The sequence below is a fragment of the Microcoleus asticus IPMA8 genome (assembly GCF_013179805.1).
Classification (GTDB): domain Bacteria; phylum Cyanobacteriota; class Cyanobacteriia; order Cyanobacteriales; family Microcoleaceae; genus Microcoleus; species Microcoleus asticus.
On record NZ_SRRZ01000146.1, the window covers coordinates 1 to 18,344 of the forward strand.

General features: G+C 46.5%; 18 protein-coding genes. 12 read left to right on the forward strand and 6 right to left on the reverse strand.

The genetic code is table 11. From position 1 onward, the window contains the following. Positions 1 to 89 precede the first annotated feature (89 nt). The 4 genes from E5S67_RS32760 to larB all read left to right on the forward strand — a co-directional run bounded on the left by E5S67_RS32760 (position 90) and on the right by larB (position 3,572). Positions 90 to 284 (forward strand): hypothetical protein, encoded by a 195-nt coding sequence (locus tag E5S67_RS32760; RefSeq protein ID WP_246277004.1) that lies wholly within the window; start codon positions 90 to 92, stop codon positions 282 to 284. Between the two features lie 157 nt (positions 285 to 441). After that, positions 442 to 828 (forward strand): hypothetical protein, encoded by a 387-nt coding sequence (locus E5S67_RS27315; RefSeq protein WP_246277005.1) that lies wholly within the window; start codon positions 442 to 444, stop codon positions 826 to 828. Between the two features lie 40 nt (positions 829 to 868). Further along, positions 869 to 2,629 carry an ABC transporter substrate-binding protein gene (locus E5S67_RS27320; RefSeq protein WP_172191931.1) on the forward strand — a complete coding sequence of 587 codons (1,761 nt, stop codon included), beginning with the start codon at positions 869 to 871 and terminating at the stop codon, positions 2,627 to 2,629. A gap of 136 nt (positions 2,630 to 2,765) precedes the next feature. Further along, a complete protein-coding gene (gene larB, locus E5S67_RS27325) occupies positions 2,766 to 3,572 on the forward strand; it encodes a nickel pincer cofactor biosynthesis protein LarB (protein ID WP_172191933.1) in 807 nt (268 codons plus the stop codon). A 112-nt stretch (positions 3,573 to 3,684) separates the two neighbouring features. Here the strand turns inward: larB and E5S67_RS27330 are convergent, their stop codons facing one another. Continuing rightward, positions 3,685 to 4,296, reverse strand: a complete 612-nt coding sequence (locus E5S67_RS27330) for a hypothetical protein (RefSeq protein ID WP_172191935.1) — start codon at positions 4,294 to 4,296, stop codon at positions 3,685 to 3,687. A 329-nt stretch (positions 4,297 to 4,625) separates the two neighbouring features. On the opposite strand from E5S67_RS27330, the gene E5S67_RS27335 reads away from it, so the two are divergent. The 3 genes from E5S67_RS27335 (at position 4,626) to E5S67_RS27345 (ending at position 6,305) form a co-directional block, all read left to right on the forward strand. Then, on the forward strand, positions 4,626 to 4,838 hold the full coding sequence (locus E5S67_RS27335) for a chlorophyll a/b-binding protein (protein ID WP_172191937.1): 213 nt from the start codon (positions 4,626 to 4,628) through the stop codon (positions 4,836 to 4,838). Between the two features lie 142 nt (positions 4,839 to 4,980). Continuing rightward, the gene (psbP, locus tag E5S67_RS27340) at positions 4,981 to 5,520 is read left to right on the forward strand and encodes a photosystem II reaction center PsbP (protein ID WP_172191939.1); all 540 of its coding nucleotides are present in this window, start codon (positions 4,981 to 4,983) and stop codon (positions 5,518 to 5,520) included. Between the two features lie 137 nt (positions 5,521 to 5,657). Then, on the forward strand, positions 5,658 to 6,305 hold the full coding sequence (locus E5S67_RS27345) for a Maf family protein (protein ID WP_172191941.1): 648 nt from the start codon (positions 5,658 to 5,660) through the stop codon (positions 6,303 to 6,305). A 90-nt stretch (positions 6,306 to 6,395) separates the two neighbouring features. Here the strand turns inward: E5S67_RS27345 and E5S67_RS27350 are convergent, their stop codons facing one another. Further along, positions 6,396 to 7,307, reverse strand: coding sequence for a calcium-binding protein (locus E5S67_RS27350; protein ID WP_172191943.1), 912 nt, complete (start codon positions 7,305 to 7,307; stop codon positions 6,396 to 6,398). A gap of 298 nt (positions 7,308 to 7,605) precedes the next feature. On the opposite strand from E5S67_RS27350, the gene eno reads away from it, so the two are divergent. Continuing rightward, entirely contained in the window at positions 7,606 to 8,886 is a 1,281-nt protein-coding gene (eno, locus tag E5S67_RS27355; protein ID WP_172191945.1) for a phosphopyruvate hydratase, read from the forward strand. Positions 8,887 to 9,116: 230 nt separating this feature from the next. On the opposite strand, the gene argC is transcribed toward eno, so the two are convergent. Further along, a complete protein-coding gene (gene argC, locus E5S67_RS27360; protein WP_172191947.1) occupies positions 9,117 to 10,175 on the reverse strand; it encodes an N-acetyl-gamma-glutamyl-phosphate reductase in 1,059 nt (352 codons plus the stop codon). Between the two features lie 444 nt (positions 10,176 to 10,619). On the opposite strand from argC, the gene E5S67_RS27365 reads away from it, so the two are divergent. Next, a complete protein-coding gene (locus E5S67_RS27365) occupies positions 10,620 to 11,636 on the forward strand; it encodes a sulfate/molybdate ABC transporter ATP-binding protein (RefSeq protein ID WP_172191949.1) in 1,017 nt (338 codons plus the stop codon). Positions 11,637 to 11,756: 120 nt separating this feature from the next. Here the strand turns inward: E5S67_RS27365 and E5S67_RS27370 are convergent, their stop codons facing one another. Both E5S67_RS27370 and hisF read right to left on the reverse strand, forming a co-directional pair. Continuing rightward, complete coding sequence (locus tag E5S67_RS27370) at positions 11,757 to 12,098, reverse strand: low temperature-induced protein (RefSeq protein ID WP_172191951.1); 342 nt, start codon at positions 12,096 to 12,098, stop codon at positions 11,757 to 11,759. Positions 12,099 to 12,538: 440 nt separating this feature from the next. Next, positions 12,539 to 13,330 carry an imidazole glycerol phosphate synthase subunit HisF gene (gene hisF, locus E5S67_RS27375; protein WP_172191953.1) on the reverse strand — a complete coding sequence of 264 codons (792 nt, stop codon included), beginning with the start codon at positions 13,328 to 13,330 and terminating at the stop codon, positions 12,539 to 12,541. Between the two features lie 514 nt (positions 13,331 to 13,844). On the opposite strand from hisF, the gene E5S67_RS27380 reads away from it, so the two are divergent. The 3 genes from E5S67_RS27380 to nadB all read left to right on the forward strand — a co-directional run bounded on the left by E5S67_RS27380 (position 13,845) and on the right by nadB (position 17,508). Beyond that, complete coding sequence (locus E5S67_RS27380; protein WP_172191955.1) at positions 13,845 to 14,834, forward strand: FHA domain-containing protein; 990 nt, start codon at positions 13,845 to 13,847, stop codon at positions 14,832 to 14,834. Between the two features lie 252 nt (positions 14,835 to 15,086). Beyond that, complete coding sequence (psbU, locus tag E5S67_RS27385; RefSeq protein ID WP_172191957.1) at positions 15,087 to 15,521, forward strand: photosystem II complex extrinsic protein PsbU; 435 nt, start codon at positions 15,087 to 15,089, stop codon at positions 15,519 to 15,521. A 322-nt stretch (positions 15,522 to 15,843) separates the two neighbouring features. Next, positions 15,844 to 17,508, forward strand: a complete 1,665-nt coding sequence (gene nadB, locus E5S67_RS27390; RefSeq protein WP_172191959.1) for an L-aspartate oxidase — start codon at positions 15,844 to 15,846, stop codon at positions 17,506 to 17,508. A 10-nt stretch (positions 17,509 to 17,518) separates the two neighbouring features. Here the strand turns inward: nadB and E5S67_RS27395 are convergent, their stop codons facing one another. Further along, positions 17,519 to 17,755, reverse strand: coding sequence for a hypothetical protein (locus E5S67_RS27395; RefSeq protein WP_172191961.1), 237 nt, complete (start codon positions 17,753 to 17,755; stop codon positions 17,519 to 17,521). Positions 17,756 to 18,344 lie beyond the last annotated feature (589 nt).

An 18,344-nucleotide genomic window follows, 5' to 3' on the forward strand; every position in this document is an offset into this window, starting at 1 on the left:
GTTTTCTTTTTCACCCTCATTCTCTCCTGGCGCGGTGGCTCTAGTTCTTCTTTGGCCACCGTTCTCATCTTTGGTTAGTCTAAACTACAGTGGTAGAATCGTGGCTGCATGACTTAGCCTATCACTGGAAATCAGAAATTCCCCCAGCGTCTGAACAGATAGCAGAAATCGGTTTGCTGCCGCTGCTAGCAGGTGGAACAACAAAATCCGGAGTGAACTTAGGTGGCAATTTTATACATCAAGACAAACTTTTTGATGAGTATTGCTACAGGGCGCGAGGCTGAAGCAATTATGTTGCTGCGGGATTTATCGTCATCAGTTCAGTTGGTCATACCCAGCATTTGTTATATGGAGTCTCTGTCGGCTTTAGAGGACAAGTTGAAGAGACAAAACTATTTTAAGGAACAGCTAGGGCGTTAAGTTAGTGAAACAAAGCGATATGTGACATCAGAACAGGTCGCATCTCTATCTTTTTACCTAGAACAGTCATTGATTTACTATAGCAATCGAATAGATGAAATTAAATTTCGCTTGCGTGAAGCAATTTATATGCTGTCGCAAAAGGCAGAAATGATTGTATTAAATACAGAGATTATCGAAGCAAGCTTAAACACAACTATCATCGAAAAAGATCCAACAGACAATTTGAATTTACACTGTATCTTGAGTCATGCCCGCTTGCGCCTCACAGAGACCAAAGCATTTCTAAGTGGCAACGTCAAAGAATTTCGCAAACTACCAGAAGTTAAATATGCTTTGGAGGAAGTAGGGATAAAGTATTTTTCGCGCACTGTAAAATTTATCGGTTGGTTACAATCTCAGTCATAGTTGCACGCAGGTGGTAAACTAAAAAATTATGAAAATTTCTATGATGCTACATTCAAGACTGCGCTGGCTGGCGATTTTACTGGCGGCAATTGCTACTATAACTCTGTCTGCGTGCACTCCAGCCCGATCGAACTTAGTAAACAGACTCATCGTTCCCACCCCCAGCGGCCCAGCCACCTTTAACTACCCGCTAAATCAATCTGCATACAGCGTTTTTGGCTATATGTACGAGGGATTGATCAACGAAAACGGCTTGACATCGAACCTAGAACCCGGTTTAGCCGAGTCCTGGGAGGTTTCTAAAGATGGCAAAAAGGTTGTCTTCACCCTGCGAGAGGGTTTGAAATGGTCGGACGGGGAACCGATGACTACTGATGACATTATATTCAGCTATGAAAAGATTTATTTCAATGACAAAATTCCTAGCGGTTTGAAAGATAATCTGAGGGTTGGCAACAGTCGCCAATTCCCAAAAGTTAAAAAAATTGACAGCCGCCGCGTTGAATTTTCTGTTGCAGAACCCTTTGCTCCTTTTATTAGATATGCTGGGGGAATCCCAGTTTTACCAGCTCATATTTTACAGGAATCTGTAGACAATACAGATGCAGATGGTAAACCTAAATTCCTGGCTACTTGGAACACGGATACTGACCCCAAAAAAATTGTCGGCAACGGTCAATATCGAATGCTAAGCTATACTCCTAATCAGCGCGTTGTTTTGGAACGAAATCCGTATTTTTGGCGCAAAGATGCGGAGGGAAATCTTCAGCCTTACATCCAGCAAATTGTTTGGCAAATTATCGAAAATACTGACAATCAACTGCTGAATTTTCGATCGGGGGATTTGGATACTCTGGACGTGCAGCCGGAAGTGTTTCCGCTGCTGAAACGGGAGGAAAAACGCGGCAAATATACGGTCTTCAACGGTGGCCCGGATACTGGCAGCGTGTTTATGTGTTTCAATCTGAATAAGGGGCGCAATGCTCAAAATCAGCCGTTTGTAGACCCGGTTAAGTCTCGGTGGTTCGCGACTAAGGAATTTCGGCAGGCGATCGCCTACGGGATCAACCGCTCCGCCATGACTAATAATATCTATCGCGGACTTGGGGCACCGCTGCATTCCCCAATTCCGGCGCAAAGTCCATTCTACCTTTCCCCAGAACAGGGATTGAAAACTTACAGTTACGATCTGCAAAAAGCCAAAGAGTTGCTGTTAAGTGCTGGTTTCAAATATAATAGTGAGGGTCAATTATTGGATGCGGAGGGCAACAAAGTCCGATTTACTTTGTTGATGGCTGCGGGTAAAAAAGTTCGGGAACAAATGGGAACGCAAATTAAGCAAGATTTAGGCAAACTGGGGATGCAAGTTGATACACAGTTCCTGAGTTTTAACACTTATGTGGAAAAGCTGCGGTTGACGCGGAATTGGGATACTTACCTCGGCGGTTTTACGGGAGGTACTGAACCGCACAGCGGCTACAATATTTGGTCGGTCAATGGGACTTTGCACAGTTTCAACCAGGGCCCGCAAGCCGGAGAACCGCCGATTAAAGGTTGGGAAGTGTACGACTGGGAGCAGAAAATCGATGACCTTTATGTGAAGGCTTCCCAGGAGCTTGATGAGGCGAAGCGCAAGGAGCTTTATGGGGAGACGCAGCGGATTATAGCTGAACAAGTGCCTTTTGTTTATATGGTGAATCCGCTGACTTTTGAGGCGGTGCGCGATCGCATTTCGGGAATTCGCTACAGTGCCCTCGGCGGTGCTTTCTGGAATTTGTACGAGCTGAAAATAACAGAATAGTTATTAGTCAGCACTCAGCATTTATTAGTCTGTAGGGCGGGTTTTACCAGGGTATGTGCGATCGACCGATCGGATAAATAAACCCGCCCGGAGCAATCTATAGCAGTCAGCAGTCACATTCATCTGTCATTAATTAATGGAACCTGAAATTTTACAGAAGTTACTCGAATCTGTGGCCGCCGGCGATGTCAGTCCGAGCTCCGCTTTAGACAAATTAAAGCATTTTGACTTTGAACAAGTGGGGGATTTTGCAAAAATTGACCACCACCGTACTTTAAGAACGGGTTTTCCTGAAGTAATCTGGGGCCCAGGGAAAACGCCAGACCAAATTGTTGATATTATCGAGGCGATGCGCGGGCGAAATTCTGCGGTGATGGCGACGCGAATCGAACCGGAAGTTTTCGAGCAATTGCAGCAAAAAATACCCGATTTGTGCTACTACCAAAAGGCTCGAATTTGTGCAATTTCTGCTGCTAATTCCCCAACTCCCCAGCATCCGGGTACTGTGACTATTATCAGTGCGGGAACGGCGGATTTATCTGTAGCGGAAGAGGCAGCAGTTACTGCGGAACTTTGCGGTTTTCAGGTGCGACGTTTGTGGGATGTCGGAGTTGCCGGCATTCACCGCTTGCTGAGCAATCGGCACGTAATTGCTGATGCTGATGTGTTGATTGCGGTTGCGGGTATGGAAGGTGCTTTGGCGAGTGTGGTTGCGGGTTTGGCAGATTGTCCGGTGATTGCTGTGCCGACGAGTGTGGGTTACGGCGCGAGTTTTGGCGGGATTGCTCCTCTTTTAACTATGCTCAATTCTTGTGCTGCTGGTGTGGGTGTGGTGAATATTGATAACGGGTTTGGGGCGGCAATTTTAGCTTGTCAAATTCTGAGAACTGCTGGCAGAGTGGGGAGAATGAAAGAAGGGGAGAATGGGACAGAGGGGGAATAGTGAGAAACCCCCTCGATTAGACTCGGCGGTTGAAACCGCGTCTACAAAAACTGTCGTCCCAGCAGACAGGGACTAAAGAATATAGGAGGTATTATTAAAGCCGGATTTGATATTACTTGCTGCCCAGCCAAATCGGATAAGCAGAAGAATCCTCAGCTTTCAACTTTTGCGCCTGATAGCTCTTGCTAGTCCAAGTAGCCACTGTTTGCAGGCTTTCTGTCAAAGAACTTTCGCTGCCAAACGCTTCAAATCCCAAAGTCCACCACGCGCTGCCGTTAATGTTCAACTGAGTAAGTTCCACGGTGCAACCTTGGGGAATTGGGGCTTCCACAGGCACAGACATCAGGGAACCAGGGGCCGAAACTTGGTAAAGACGCTGCGCTCGCTTTTTCCTGACTCCCACCCACTTTCCTGTCGCCACAATATCCGCCGGTACCGGGGCCATCGTGTCAGCACATACCCACTTCAGCCACTTCTCGGCCTTGCCTTCCCAGCGGTTGCCGAACTGCATCGCCCCCAACTCTGCTTGCCGCCACTTTACCTCTAATGTTTTCCCGCGCAGCTTCACTCCCAAGTAGTCGCAGCCAGGGACTAACAAATATATGTCTTCCCGCTCTTCGGGAGGTGAAAGATACCCGCCGAGACTGTCGCTTCCAAACCATTGAGCGATCGATTTTGGCAGCGCACCGCTATAAAACCACCGCATTTCCAGACTGGCCCGCATAAATTTTTCCTCCGTTCCACAATTTTCGTCAAACCCAGACTGGATTTGGCACACACCATCGACTTTTGCGCCTCTCAACTCTATCCTCCTCCCTCCGGGGCCCAGAGTCTACTGTTCGCTGTCATACCATTTTAGATTTTAGATTTTAGATTTTAGATTTGGGAAAGACTTATTCTATAAGGGTTTAGAGCTTGCCGACAGTTGCATTTCTTTTTGAAAATGGTGTCATATTGAGGTCTTTTTAAAAAAAAAGCTCACAATCCTTTACATATCTTCACAAGTCTGTTACATTTATTTACAGTAGACCAAACGCAATTTAGGAAACAAACATGACTAACAGAGGCTTAATGCTGGACGACCAAGGCAAAATGAACAATTTTGCGATCGAACCGACAGTATATATCGATGACGAACCCCGCACCGGCTTCACCCCCTACGCAGAACGCTTAAACGGCCGCCTTGCCATGATTGGTTTTGTTTCTCTCTTGGCTTTAGAAATTTCTACCAAGCACGGACTGATTAGCTGGCTGACTCACCTGTAATGATTTTGTTAAAAATTAGACTATACGGCTATGCCTCGCGGGCGGTACACAAACGGCGAGCATAGCTTAACTATTTTTAGGGGCAAGGTTTGGTGAGACAATTAAAATTAAATATTTTAGTGTTAGCCTACCCGTAAAAATAATGCTCAAACGAATTGCGGCAATACTTCTGGTTGTTCTGAGCCTCACCTTGACCGGTTGTGTATCTAAAGTCACCGGACTCAAAAGCTACGTTGATACTGGCGACGGCTATCAATTTCTCTATCCTAACGGCTGGCTGCCGATCGCGGTTTCTAACGGGCCTGATGTGGTGTTCCGCGATTTGATTCAGCAAACCGAGAACGTCAGCGTGGTAATCAGTCCAGTCCCAAAGGACAAAACTCTGGCGGATTTGGGAACGCCGACGGATGTGGGATACAAGCTCAGCAAAAGTGCGATCGCCCCGAGTGATTCCGGCCGCGAAGCTGAATTAGTCAATGCAGAAGCTCGCGAATCGCGATCGAAAAACTATTACATTTTAGAATACGCCGTTAAGTTGCCAAACCAAGAACGGCACAACTTAGCGAGTGTAGCAGTCAGCCGCGGCAAACTTTTTACGCTTAACGTTTCCACTACAGAAGAACGCTGGCCAAAGGTAAAAGAAGCTTTTGAGAAAGTCGTTAAATCTTTCTCTGTTTATTAGGTTAAAAAGTAGTAGGGAATGGGGAATGAGGGACTGGGGGTTGGGGATGGCGAATAGTTGATTTTTCTTTCTTCTTCCTTCTTCCTTCTTCCTTCTTCCTTCTTCCTTCTTCCTTCTTCCTTCTTCCTTCTTAACTTATGAAAATTCCAACTTTTGTTTTAGCTTCAGCTTCTCGGGCGCGCCGCAGCCTGCTAGAAAATGCTGGGATTCAAGCTGTGATTTGCCCCAGCGACTTTGATGAAGGGCAAATACAAATGAGGGATGCCACTAAATTAGTGCAGGTTTTAGCATCAGGAAAATCTGAGGCTGTAGTTAAATTTTTGCTGGCTAATTCTCACCCGCAAATCCCCAATCCCAAATCGTGTTTGGTGTTGGGATGCGATTCAATTTTGCTCATAGATGGCGAAATTCACGGCAAACCGAAGGATGCGGAAGAAGCAATCTCGCGCTGGCAGAAAATGCGCGGTAAGGTTGGCGAATTATATACGGGTCATGCTTTAATTGATACTAGATTCGATGACTTTGATGAGGCAAGGTCGCGATCGCTCATTCGCTGTCAAGTTACAAAAGTTCATTTTGGGGAAGTAACCTCGCGCCAAATTGCGGCCTACGTCGCTACCGGAGAGCCCCTCGCCTGTGCAGGCTGTTTTGCACTGGAAGGTAAAGGCGGCTTTTTTGTGGAACAAATCGAAGGATGTCACACGAATGTGATCGGTTTGAGCTTACCTCTGCTGCGGCAAATGCTCAGCGAAATGGGATATGATGTGGCGGATTTTTGGTCTTGAAATGCAGAACTTGGAAACGAATAAAATTTTTTCTAGTAAGGACTAAAGTTCTGATAGAGGACTTTAGTTCTTACTATAAACCTCTGAGGATTATCCAATGGCGATCGAGCTTTCAGACACAGAGGTAAACTGAAGTTGAGCCGGCGACACATCTTTCACCAAACCCAGAATATTTCCGGTACTAGCTTCCCTAATCACCGTCGCCTTAGTATTTAAAATTCTAAAATCAGCGGTTCGAGGCTGTCCCGGAGGAAAAGGGCCATTGCTATCGTAATCTCTGGCATCACCAATTGTTAAAAACTTTTCAGTCAAAACAATGTCATTTCGCGTTAACCCTGAAGCTAATCCAATAACATCTCCTTGAGCTGGATTGTAATCCAGAATAAAATCTGCGGGCACTTCCTCTGTATTAAAATTGGGCACTGGAGGCGGTTGATCCGAACCAATTTCCCGCGATGTTGCTCCCGCTTCTCTTTTGATGACAAACAAATCTGCGCCTTCTTTTCCCCAAAGTCTATCAATTCCAGCATCACCGATTAGAGTATCGTTTCCACTGTCTCCGACTAAAGCATCATTCCCTTTACCGCCGCGAATAAAGTCATTGCTCGTGCCTCCGTAAGCGTAGTCATCGCCTTGATCTCCGCTGACTAAATCGTTGCCGCATTCTCCGTAAAGTATGTCAAAATCTTGACCGCCGCGAATAGTATCGCTGCCGCAACCTCCGATTAAAGTATCTATGCCGCTGTTGCCGTTCATCAGTTCTGCGGCACCTGAACCTCTGACGAAATCGTTGCCGGCTAATGCCCGCAAACCTCCCGGAGTGTTGCGCAGAATTCCATTTGCTAATAGAACTGCGTCGTCATTGGGAGTTAAGTCAAAAAAGTTGGGGTCGCTGGGATTTGGCAATGGGCCTGTTAATAATTGAATGTTAGGCGGATCGGGAATAATTGGGTCTGAATTTTCAGCTAATGCTATAATTTCTCCGACGCTTGTTTCTAACATTTTAGGTTTCTCCTTTGTTAAGTAACTTTGTTGATATTCTAATTTTAACAAATGTTTCAATTAGAAACTCTGCGTGAATCGGCGGTTAAAAAATTTAAATTACTGTCAAAATTGCCTCTGGTCGTTCTGCAACAAGCCTAGCTTATTGACACAAAACTGCCCAAATCCGCAAATATTTTGAACTGTGCAGCAATAATTCTGGGGATCGCGTACTCTATTACCCGTCAGCAGTCAGCGTGGGAAAGCCAACAGACTGCCAAATGTCATCAAACCGTGAGTAAGGTCAGGAATCGTTAATATGCTAGACACTGCGATCGAATTTATTAAAGCCAGAGAAATCCTCGACTCCCGCGGCCGCCCCACCATTGAAGCTGAAGTTTACCTAGCTAACGGTGTTGTCGGGCTCGCACAAGTGCCCAGCGGCGCGTCTACAGGCTCTTTTGAGGCCCACGAACTCCGCGACGGCGACAACAAACGTTACGGCGGCAAAGGCGTCATGAAAGCCGTCGCTAACGTCGAACACAAAATTGCCCCCGCTTTGGCTAATCTGGATGCGATCGACCAAGCGCTGGTAGACAAAACCATGATTGACTTGGACGGTTCCCCCAACAAATCCAACCTCGGCGCAAATGCCATTCTCGGAGTCTCCTTAGCCACAGCAAAGGCTGCTGCCGAGACTTTAGGGCTCCCCCTTTACCGCTACTTGGGCGGGCCCTTAGCTAACGTTTTACCCGTGCCTTTGATGAACGTCATCAACGGCGGCGCCCACGCCGACAATAATGTGGACATTCAAGAATTTATGATTGTCCCTGTAGGTGCGCCATCTTTTAAAGAAGCTTTGCGCTGGGGTGCAGAGGTATTTGAATCCCTGAGCAAAGTCTTAAAAGCTGAGGGTTTGCTGACTGGTGTGGGTGATGAAGGCGGTTTTGCGCCTAATCTTAAATCCAATCAAGCAGCTTTGGATTTGTTGATTGCAGCTATTGAAAAAGCTGGCTACAAGCCAGGTGAACAAGTTGCTTTAGCTTTGGATGTTGCTGCTAGCGAATTTTACAAAGATGGACAGTACACTTACGACGGTGTGGCTCATTCGCCAGCAGAATTAATCGATTATTTGGATGGTTTGGCCGGAAAATATCCGATTGTTTCTATTGAAGATGGTTTGCATGAAGACGATTGGGACAGTTGGGTAGCGCTGACGCAGAAAATGGGCAGCAAAGTTCAATTGGTGGGTGACGATTTGTTTGTTACCAATCGCACGCGGCTGCAAAAAGGGATAGATTTGAAAGCTAGCAATTCGATTTTGATTAAGCTGAATCAAATTGGTTCTTTGACGGAGACTTTGGATACGATCGACCTCGGTAAACGGAACAGTTATCGATCGGTCATCAGCCACCGTTCTGGTGAAACTGAAGATACCACAATTGCCGATTTGGCGGTAGCGACTCGTGCCGGCCAAATCAAGACTGGTTCTCTGTGTCGCAGCGAACGGGTGGCTAAATACAACCGTTTGTTACGGATTGAAGACCAATTGGGCGATCGGGCAATTTATGCAGGGTCGATCGGTTACGGACCAAAATAACACTGGATAATTGGTAATTGGGCATCGGGCAATTTTAGATTTTAGATTTTAGATTTTAGATTGAAGAATTGATTAGTAACTTGAATCTAAAATCTAAAATCGGATGAGCATCGCGCATCGGGAATTTAGATCCTGTAGATACAAGGGGCGGGTTTTACAAACAATAATTGCCTAAAAACCAATCATCTCGTAAACCCGCCCCGACCCAATTACCAATTACCAATTCTCAATTAAGGATAGAAAGCCAATTGAGGCAAACCCAAAGTTTCTTCCCAACCCATCATCAAGTTCATGCACTGGATGCCTTGACCGGCTTGTCCCTTAATTAAATTGTCGATCGCCGATAGCACAATCACCCTGTCAGTACGCGGATCGACTTCGATGCCGATATAACAAAGATTCGTACCGCAAGCCCATTTTGTTTGCGGATAAACCCCAGCCGGTAACACTTTTACCCAAGGACAATTGCGGTAAAAAGCGCTAAAAATCGTGATTAAATCTTCCCGCACCAAACCCGGATCTCGCAAAGTTGCGTAAACAGTCGCCAGAATTCCCCGTACCATTGGAATTAGGTGAGGAGTAAACTGAACTTTAATATCGTGTCCGGCTAAATCGCCACAAATTTGCTCGATTTCTGGCGTGTGGCGGTGGCGACCAACACCGTAAGCGCCCAGAGAACCCTCTGCTTCAGCCAACAAGAGATTAACTTCGGCTTTGCGGCCCCCCCCAGAAGCACCGGATTTGGCGTCGATAATTGCTGTTTCTGGCACGATCAGACCTTGTTTGAGCAAAGGTGCCAGAGCTAATAAACTAGCAGTAACGTAGCAGCCGGCACAGCCTACTAACTGAGCGTCTTTAATTCGATCGCGATACAATTCTGGCAAACCGTAAACAGCCGTTGCAGCCAGTTCCGAGTCCGATCGCTCGCCGCCGTACCAAGCTTTGTAAGTTTCCAGATTTTCAAATCTGTAATCAGCCGACAAATCCAAGACTTTGCAGCCTTTTTCTATCAGCGTCGGTGCCATTTTGCAAGCTAAACCGTTCGGCAGCGACAGAAACACAACTTCACATTTTGCCGCTATTTTTTCTAGGTCGATCGCCTCGACTGTCAAATCAATGCAGTTAGTCAGATGCGGATAAAGGCTGGAAAAAGGTTTTCCCGCACTGCTATCCCCACCCAAATAGACTACTTCAGCCAGTGGGTGATCCGCCAGCAGTCGCACAAGTTGCACGCCGCCGTACCCTGAAGCGCCGATAATTCCTACAGGCACACGTCCAACATCTCCCATTTTCCTTTATCCCCTCAGCCGTTGAAGTCAAAAACGCTTGAACTTTTGCTGCATTGTAGTACCAAACGCCAACTTTGGGAGCAAAGAATTGTGTTGTTTTGTTTGGGAGGTGCATTTTTGTTAATTTTCCGGTGTTTGACCGCGCCCAAAAACGGATACAAAGCCCAGACTCCTTTCCTGGAGAGTTCAAAATTTTAGACCAAAGTTCCACCTTCCAGATTCAAAGCTGCAAGTAAATCTAAAATCTAAAATCTAAAATCTAAAATCGACTGACCGATCGCCAAAACCCTAAAATTAACAAACTGATGTGCGATCGTGCTATAAAAAACTTACTTTAACCAATCCCCAAACCGGAGATTAACCTTTTTCGCTCGAAGCTCGAAGCTCAACCTCCATCCGTTAAATCTGTTAAATTTTGTACACGGCTTCGTTGCCGAACTTCCTATGGGCATAGTTGTAGAAAACGTATCAAAACAGTTTGGCAGTTTCCAAGCACTCGATCGGGTCAGCTTAGAAATTGAATCCGGTTCCCTAGTCGCATTGCTGGGCCCGTCTGGTTCCGGCAAGTCTACACTGCTGCGACTGATTGCCGGTTTAGAAATGCCCGACTCCGGCAAAATCTGGCTGACAGGACAAGATGCGACCAATACTAGCGTCCAAGACCGCAAAATTGGGTTCGTGTTTCAGCACTACGCGCTATTCAAGCACATGACAGTGCGAAAAAATATCGCTTTCGGAATGCAAATTCAGAAAACACCGCCCGCGAAAGTCAAATCGCGGGTAGAAGAATTGTTGAATTTAGTGCAATTGGGAGGATTGGGCGATAGATACCCGTCGCAACTTTCAGGAGGCCAGCGACAGCGGGTGGCCCTCGCCCGAGCCCTGGCTGTGGAACCGAAAGTTTTACTGCTAGACGAACCTTTTGGAGCTCTCGATGCCAAAGTTCGCAAAGATTTGCGTGCTTGGTTGCGGCGGCTGCACGACGAAGTTCACGTTACCACAGTATTTGTGACGCACGATCAAGAAGAAGCAATGGAAGTTGCCGATCGCATTACAGTAATGAATAAAGGTAAAATCGAACAAGTAGGCACACCCGCAGAAATTTACGACCATCCCGCTAGTGCTTTCGTAATGAGTTTTATCGGTCCAGTCAATGTATTGCCCAGCAGTTCGAGGATGTTTCAAGACAACGGCTTTGACTCAGCCAACCCAGAGATTTTCTTGCGCCCTCACGACGTAGTAATTGAAACTACAGAAAATAGTGCAACAGTGCCTGCAAGAATCAGTCGCTTGATTCATTTGGGATGGGAAATTCAGGTAGAATTAACCTTAGATGACGGTCAAGTAGTAAACGCTAATTTGACTAGAGAAAGATTCGATAGCTTGCACTTGCAGCCCCAGCAAAGAGTGTTCGTAAAGCCGAAAGATGCCAAGTCCTTTCCACTTTTTTATTCAATCTGATACCAATTCTAAAAAAAAGACCTAAATTGAGATTGGATACGACATTTCAAGGGACACGGCTTCGTGCCGTGTCCCTAATCTTTTATACTGACAAATGTCGGCGGACTACTGCGCGCTGAGTTAGTCTTTGATGTTACCAACAGCTTTTTTGACTTGTTGCTCAAAGGATGTAGCGTTTGTGTTGGAAGGATTTTTCATTTTTTCAATGTCAGCGGCTCCCTGAACTTCGTTGGGCCCTTCGCTCGCTTTTTTTTGAGTTTCTTCCAAGGACATCGGTTTTTTCAGGGTAACTTCTTGAGATTCTTTTTCAATACCCAAAAGTTTGTCTTCACCTTTGGTGGGGCTGCTGGTAACGGCAAAAGCCGGGAAAGCATTAGACACAAACATCAAGGCACAAAAACAAACAGCTATTAAAGTGCGAACTAAACGCTTGGTAGGGAAGTTAAAGCTGATAAAAGACATACAGAATTTCTCCGTTTTTAGAATTTTTGATCGTCGCTAAGATTGTTAACAGGCTGAAACTCACTCAAATTCTGCACAATCTTTAACTTAAGTTTGAGAAAAGCAACCGTTGCTCTCTCTCAAATCGAGCTAATATATAATATTTAGCTGAAAAAGCTGAGATTTGAAATCCTTCTCAGGGAATATTTCTAGATGACTGGCGCGGGTCGCCCCAACACATTTATGTAGAAGGCACTTGTGTAGAATCACAAAAATTCTATATAAGTGCCTTCGGATGCGCCTCACATAGCGGTATCAATGTCAATAACGGGCTTTATCGTGGGGTGGGGGCGGATTTATTTAGCCTGTTTGCACTGTGAGAGGGCGCTTGAGTGAACCCGCAGAGCGGTTTGTTTAAAATGTTGCAAGATATGAGATGCGCCCGACTATCCACCCACTGACTAATGACTAATGACTAATGGCTGCTGCTGTCGCACGGGAACTTGACATTTTGCTAGATAAGTTTTAATTTCTCCTACACTGAGCTGCCCGTAATGCAGCAGGGAAGCCAGCAGTGCAGCTTCTGCTTTGCCCTGTGTCACGGCTTCGTAGATGTGGTGACAGTTGCCGGCGCCGCCGGAAGCAATGACGGGAATTTCGACTATTTCGGCGATGCTTCGGGTTAATTCCAAATCGTAACCGGCTTGAGTGCCGTCCGAGTCCATGCTTGTCACCAGAATTTCGCCAGCGCCGCGCTGTTCGGCTTCTTTGGCCCAGGCGATCGCATCTTTGCCGGTATTTTCTCGCCCTCCGCGCACGTACACGTCCCAACCTGGATTATCCGCATCTTGCCGTTTGCGGGCGTCGATCGCGATTACAATGCACTGATTGCCAAATCGATCGCTGGCTTTGTCAATTAAACTCGGATCGCGCACCGCCGCCGAATTAATACTCACCTTGTCTGCGCCTGCCCTCAATAAACTTTTAATGGTGTCTAAGGATTGGATGCCGCCGCCCACCGTCAAAGGGATAAATACTCGATCGGCCGTTCGGTACACCACATCAATAATAATGTCCCGGTCTTCGTGAGTCGCGGTAATGTCCAGAAACACCAATTCGTCAGCACCCGCATCATTGTAAACCTGAGCCATTTCTACGGGATCGCCAGCATCCTGAAGGTTGACAAAATTGACACCTTTGACCACGCGACCGGCTTTCACATCCAGACAAGGCAAAATTCTTTTCGACAACATAAAATTCTCGTGTTTCTAATTTATTGACCGCCGCAGCGAGGAAAAGGCTTTGTTGATATCTTCAAAAACCAGAAGTTAAGCAACAAATCTTAAAGATACCTTGTGTTTAACAATTATCGGTCTGAGCCGGAGAGCCATTTTTCTGTTTTTTTACGCCCCCTCAACATAAATAAAACTTGGCTCGCAGGGGGAGCCGTGACATTCGGTAGAATATTGGTACATAGTTATATTTTCGGCAAAAAGCAGCAAATTTAACTCCCCAGATACATTTTTGGGGTGAAAAATATGGCACTTTCGCTTATGATCTAACAATAACTACCTTCGCTGGCGATCGAATTGTGGTTCGGCAATCCTGTATGGATCCGGTGCATCGACGATCGACTAAACAATTTTAGATTTGAGAACGGCAGATTTGAGGTTTTTTAGCAGCAATCTCAGTTATAAGCGGCGCGGTAAAGTTAAAATTTTAAGTTTAAAACCTCAAATCGGTTGACTTGATGTAGTTTCTAGGGCTGTGGTGACTTTGCAAGCCAATCCACATTTGGTACTTCGTACAGAAAAAAGCGGCAATCGCTACTTGCCGCTCTCCGGCAGCAATTGCTGGACAGTAGGGCGGAGCGATGACAATAATTTTGTACTGACCGATCGCTGGATTTCCCGTAATCACGCGATGTTACAGCAAATGGAGACAGGAGAGTTCTACCTGATCGACTTGGGCAGCCGCAACGGTTCCTTTGTCAACGGGCGGCGCGTCAGCATTCCTGTCACTCTCAGAAATGGCGATCGGATTATTTTCGGTCAAACCGAATTGGACTTCTACAACCCAACCGGCGGCCACCGGATAGAGCCAATACACGACACAGACTCTGACGATTTTACGGCGACTTTGACGGTGCGCAGCCTGATTAGCGTCATGGTAATGGACATCCGAGACTTTACTATTTTGACTAGGCAGCTAGACGAAACCCTACTCTCAGAAGTCATCGGCAGTTGGTTCCGCAAAGCAGGACTGATCATTCGCGAACACGGCAGTTGGGTGGACAAATACATCGGCGATGCCATCATGGCCGTCTGGTTCCACAAAACCAGCGGTGTCAGCAGCGAGGAAATGATGCGGATTTGCCAAGCTTTGAGCGAACTGCACCAGGCAACAGACGAACTCAGCAGCCGTTACCCCCTGCCTTTTCCTTTGCGAGTCGGGGCCGGCATCAATACCGGTTATGCAATGGTGGGAAATTCTGGCAGCAGCGACCGATCGGACTATACCGCCTTGGGAGATACTGTAAACGCAGCATTTCGCCTGGAATCTTGCACCAAGCAACTCGGCAAGGATATCGCTGTGGGAGAAACGACCTACAAATACCTGACGCAATTGGGTGCCCAGGACGCTTTCGAGCAGCACACAGTTTCTTTGAAGGGTTACGACACTCCCACCGTGACTTACGGCGGTACTTATGCTGACTTGAACGCTTTTCTCAAAACGAAAGGAAAGAATTCTCGATAGCTAGAAAATTGGGTGGGGGGCAAAAATTAACCCTTTAAAATGCCAGTCCGAGTTGTTAATTTGGAGGGTCTTCTATAAAATTACCTGCGATGCCTAAATTGGCAGAGGTATCATATATCGTCCGTGATGTCAATACCTTAATGTAAAGTTTATAACAGCCCTCTACGTGTTGCGGATTTATCTGAAAAACTGCATAAGCAAAATGGTAGTCTCTACATAAATGCTGTGTATGAAATTAGGAGACAAAACTTCATGAAACGATTGGGTCGTCTATTGGCAGTATTGGGCTTAGTGCTGGGCTGCTTTGCATGGGCTGGAGACGAAAGCGCGATCGCGGCGACCTTGAGCCGTATCGTCTTGCCATCATCCTCGCTCCTAGCTGTTGAAGCTCCGGTTAGAACCAATCGCGCCGATGACAAGCTTGCCACAGAATACGGCAAAAAACTTGATTTGAACAACAGCGCCGTCCGGGACTTTCGGGACTTTCGAGGGTTGTATCCCACTTTAGCTCGAGTAATTATTAAGAATGCTCCTTACGAAAAAGTTGAGGACGTACTCAACATTTCAGACTTGACGGAAGCTCAGAAAAAAGTGCTGCAAGCTAACCTGGACAAATTCACCGTAACTGATGTTGAATCAGTCTTTATTGAAGGAGACACCAGATTAAATAATGGTCTCTACGACTAGGTAGCAGCGGGCCTCATTTAAAGGCAGAAGTCATTTGGCAGAAGGCATTCGGTAGAAAGAAAAGATTTTTTTTCTAGAGGCTGATGACTTCTGCCTTTAATTTATCAAGACTTACTTTCAACCACTATTCGGAAAAACCCTGCCAAAATTCCCTAGATTGAAATAAGCGGGTTCCCCAGATTCATCTGTATACTCAATTCTTTAATCTAAAATCTAAAATATAAACTCGATCGACAGACCTTAGTTCTACTCCCCAGATTCATCTGTGGAGTCAATTCTAAAATCTAAAATCTAAAATCTAAAATCGACTGGCGGCAGACTTATGACTGACAAATTTGACGTATTGGTAATAGGTGCTGGCGCGGCGGGTTTGTACACAGCACTTTGCCTGCCAGAGCATTTGCAGGTGGGCTTGATCAATAAAAATACCCTGCCTGTTTCTGCTAGTGATTGGGCTCAAGGAGGGATTGCCGCGGCGATCGCCCCTGAAGATTCAGCAGCACTTCACATTCAGGATACACTGGCTGCGGGAGCGGGTCTTTGCGATTTGGAGGCGGTGAAATTTTTAGTCGAAGAAGCTTCAGCTTGCATTGACTCCCTCGTGAAAATGGGCGTTGCATTCGATCGCACCGGCCCAGATTTAGCCCTCACCCTAGAAGCTGCCCACTCCCGCCGCCGAGTTCTCCACTCCGCCGACACTACGGGCAAAGCGGTTGTCAGTACCCTGACAGCAAAAGTATTGAGCCGCAAAAACATTCAACTCGTATCTCCTGCCTTTGCTTTGAGTCTGTGGCTAGACGAAACCGGGCGCTGTCAGGGCATTAGCTCGATTTGCGGTTCGCGAGTCAAGTGGCTGCGGGCCCAGGCAGTGGTGCTGGCCACAGGCGGCGGCGGACAGGTTTTTGCTCAAACGACCAATCCGTCGGTAAGTACCGGGGACGGGGTGGCAATTGCTTGGCGCGCCGGGGCGCTGCTGCGAGATTTAGAATTTGTGCAGTTTCACCCGACGGCGCTGAGCACTGCGGGCGCGCCTCGGTTTCTCCTTAGCGAAGCGGTGCGGGGAGAAGGAGCTCATTTGGTTGACAGTAAAGGATATCGCTTTGCTTTTGACTCTCACCCCAGCGGGGAACTCGCCCCTCGGGATGTTGTCAGCCGCGCTATTTTCCGCCACTTGCAGAAGACGGGAGAACCTCATGTTTGGCTGGATATGCGCCCGATTGCTGTCGATCGACTGCGCTACAGGTTTCCGAATATTATTCAAGTGTGCGCTGATTGGGGAATTGATATTTTTTCCGAACCGGTGCCGGTGACGCCCGCTGCCCATTACTGGATGGGAGGGATTGTGGCTGACAAATTTAACCAAACGTCGATTCCGGGTTTGTACGCGGTGGGAGAAACTGCGAGCACGGGGGTACACGGCGCTAACCGATTGGCGAGCAATTCGCTGCTGGAGTGTCTGGTTTTTGGGGCGCAGATGGGACTTTTGCAGCTAGAAGGTGGAAGGCCCGAGGCATTCGCAGATCAGTTTGAGGCGGGAGAAATCTTAGAAAAATCGATTTCTGAAAAGGACATTGAGGCGATCGAAAAGTTGCGGGTCGAATTACCGAATTTGGTGTGGCAGAGTGCGGGAATTTGCCGGGGACAACGCGATTTGGAAAGTGCGATCGTCCAAGTTGAGATTTGGCGGCAAGAATTTGCTTCGTTGCCTTTGAGTCAAGCGCTTGATAATTTGCAGCCCGGACAAATTGTTGATTTTTCGCCTGCTGATGCGGAGAATAGCTCGATTTTGCGAAATTGGGGAGAAGTTGGCAATTTATTGGATATCGGCTACTTAATTGTCAAAAGTGCTGCGTTTCGCACGGAAAGCCGCGGCGGTCACTACCGGGTGGACTATCCTCTCACAGATCCGGATTGGTGCACGCACACCTTAATTCACTACTGCAATTGGTACAAATCTGCTGCTCAATCTGGTCGAATAGAAGATTGAAAAATGGGGGTCAGCGCGTCCCCGTACCGTCACTTTTAGGGTTCCCGTTCGGGTCTGGTTCGTATTTTTCGTAAGTTCCAAACCTAGATGTTGGTGTAAGGGTCCCAACTGTGGAGGTCGATCGATCTTTTGTTAAGTTGGTAGTGGAGTTGCTGGCAAGTCGAGCCGCATTTGCGGTCCCGACTGTATTTACTTGCAGGCAGGCAGCCAGAGTTGCCGTTGTTGTGAGCTTAATCAAAGTACGCATATTATTCACAGCCTTATTCAAATCACCGAAGTAGATGCACGTCCCTACCACGTATTATATCTATCAATTTCCGTAGTTCCACTGATATATTTACATTTTCTTTAATTAACTTTCATAAGTTTACGTAAACTGGTTTAATTTAAGGCTTTTTGACGATTATAATTGGGTTTCCAGTATCAGGTTTTGATTTTTTTAATAATTTGTAACATTTAGATGAAACCGCAATTTGCTGTAAAAATTTTCATTGTTTTGTAAGTCTATCTAATGACAGATGACAGGCTATACGAGTTAAGAGTATACATTTCAATTTTTTGGACATTTTTTTGAACGGTTTCAAAAAGTTTACATGGCTTACGGTTTCAGGAGCTGTTTTTTCAAAGCTAGCTGCACATCGGACATCTTAAAATAATATCACCCCACGACTGAATCAGGGTTTGAGGTCTAAAACTCGCTCAAATTTTGTCCTAATTATTGAGAATTTTAGATTAAAAAATTGAATAATTAGGGCTTGCTGGATAAGTGCAGAAAGGTTACACGGCCTGGTTATGCGATCGTCCGATCAAGAAAAGTGTGCAAGATAAACAGGTAA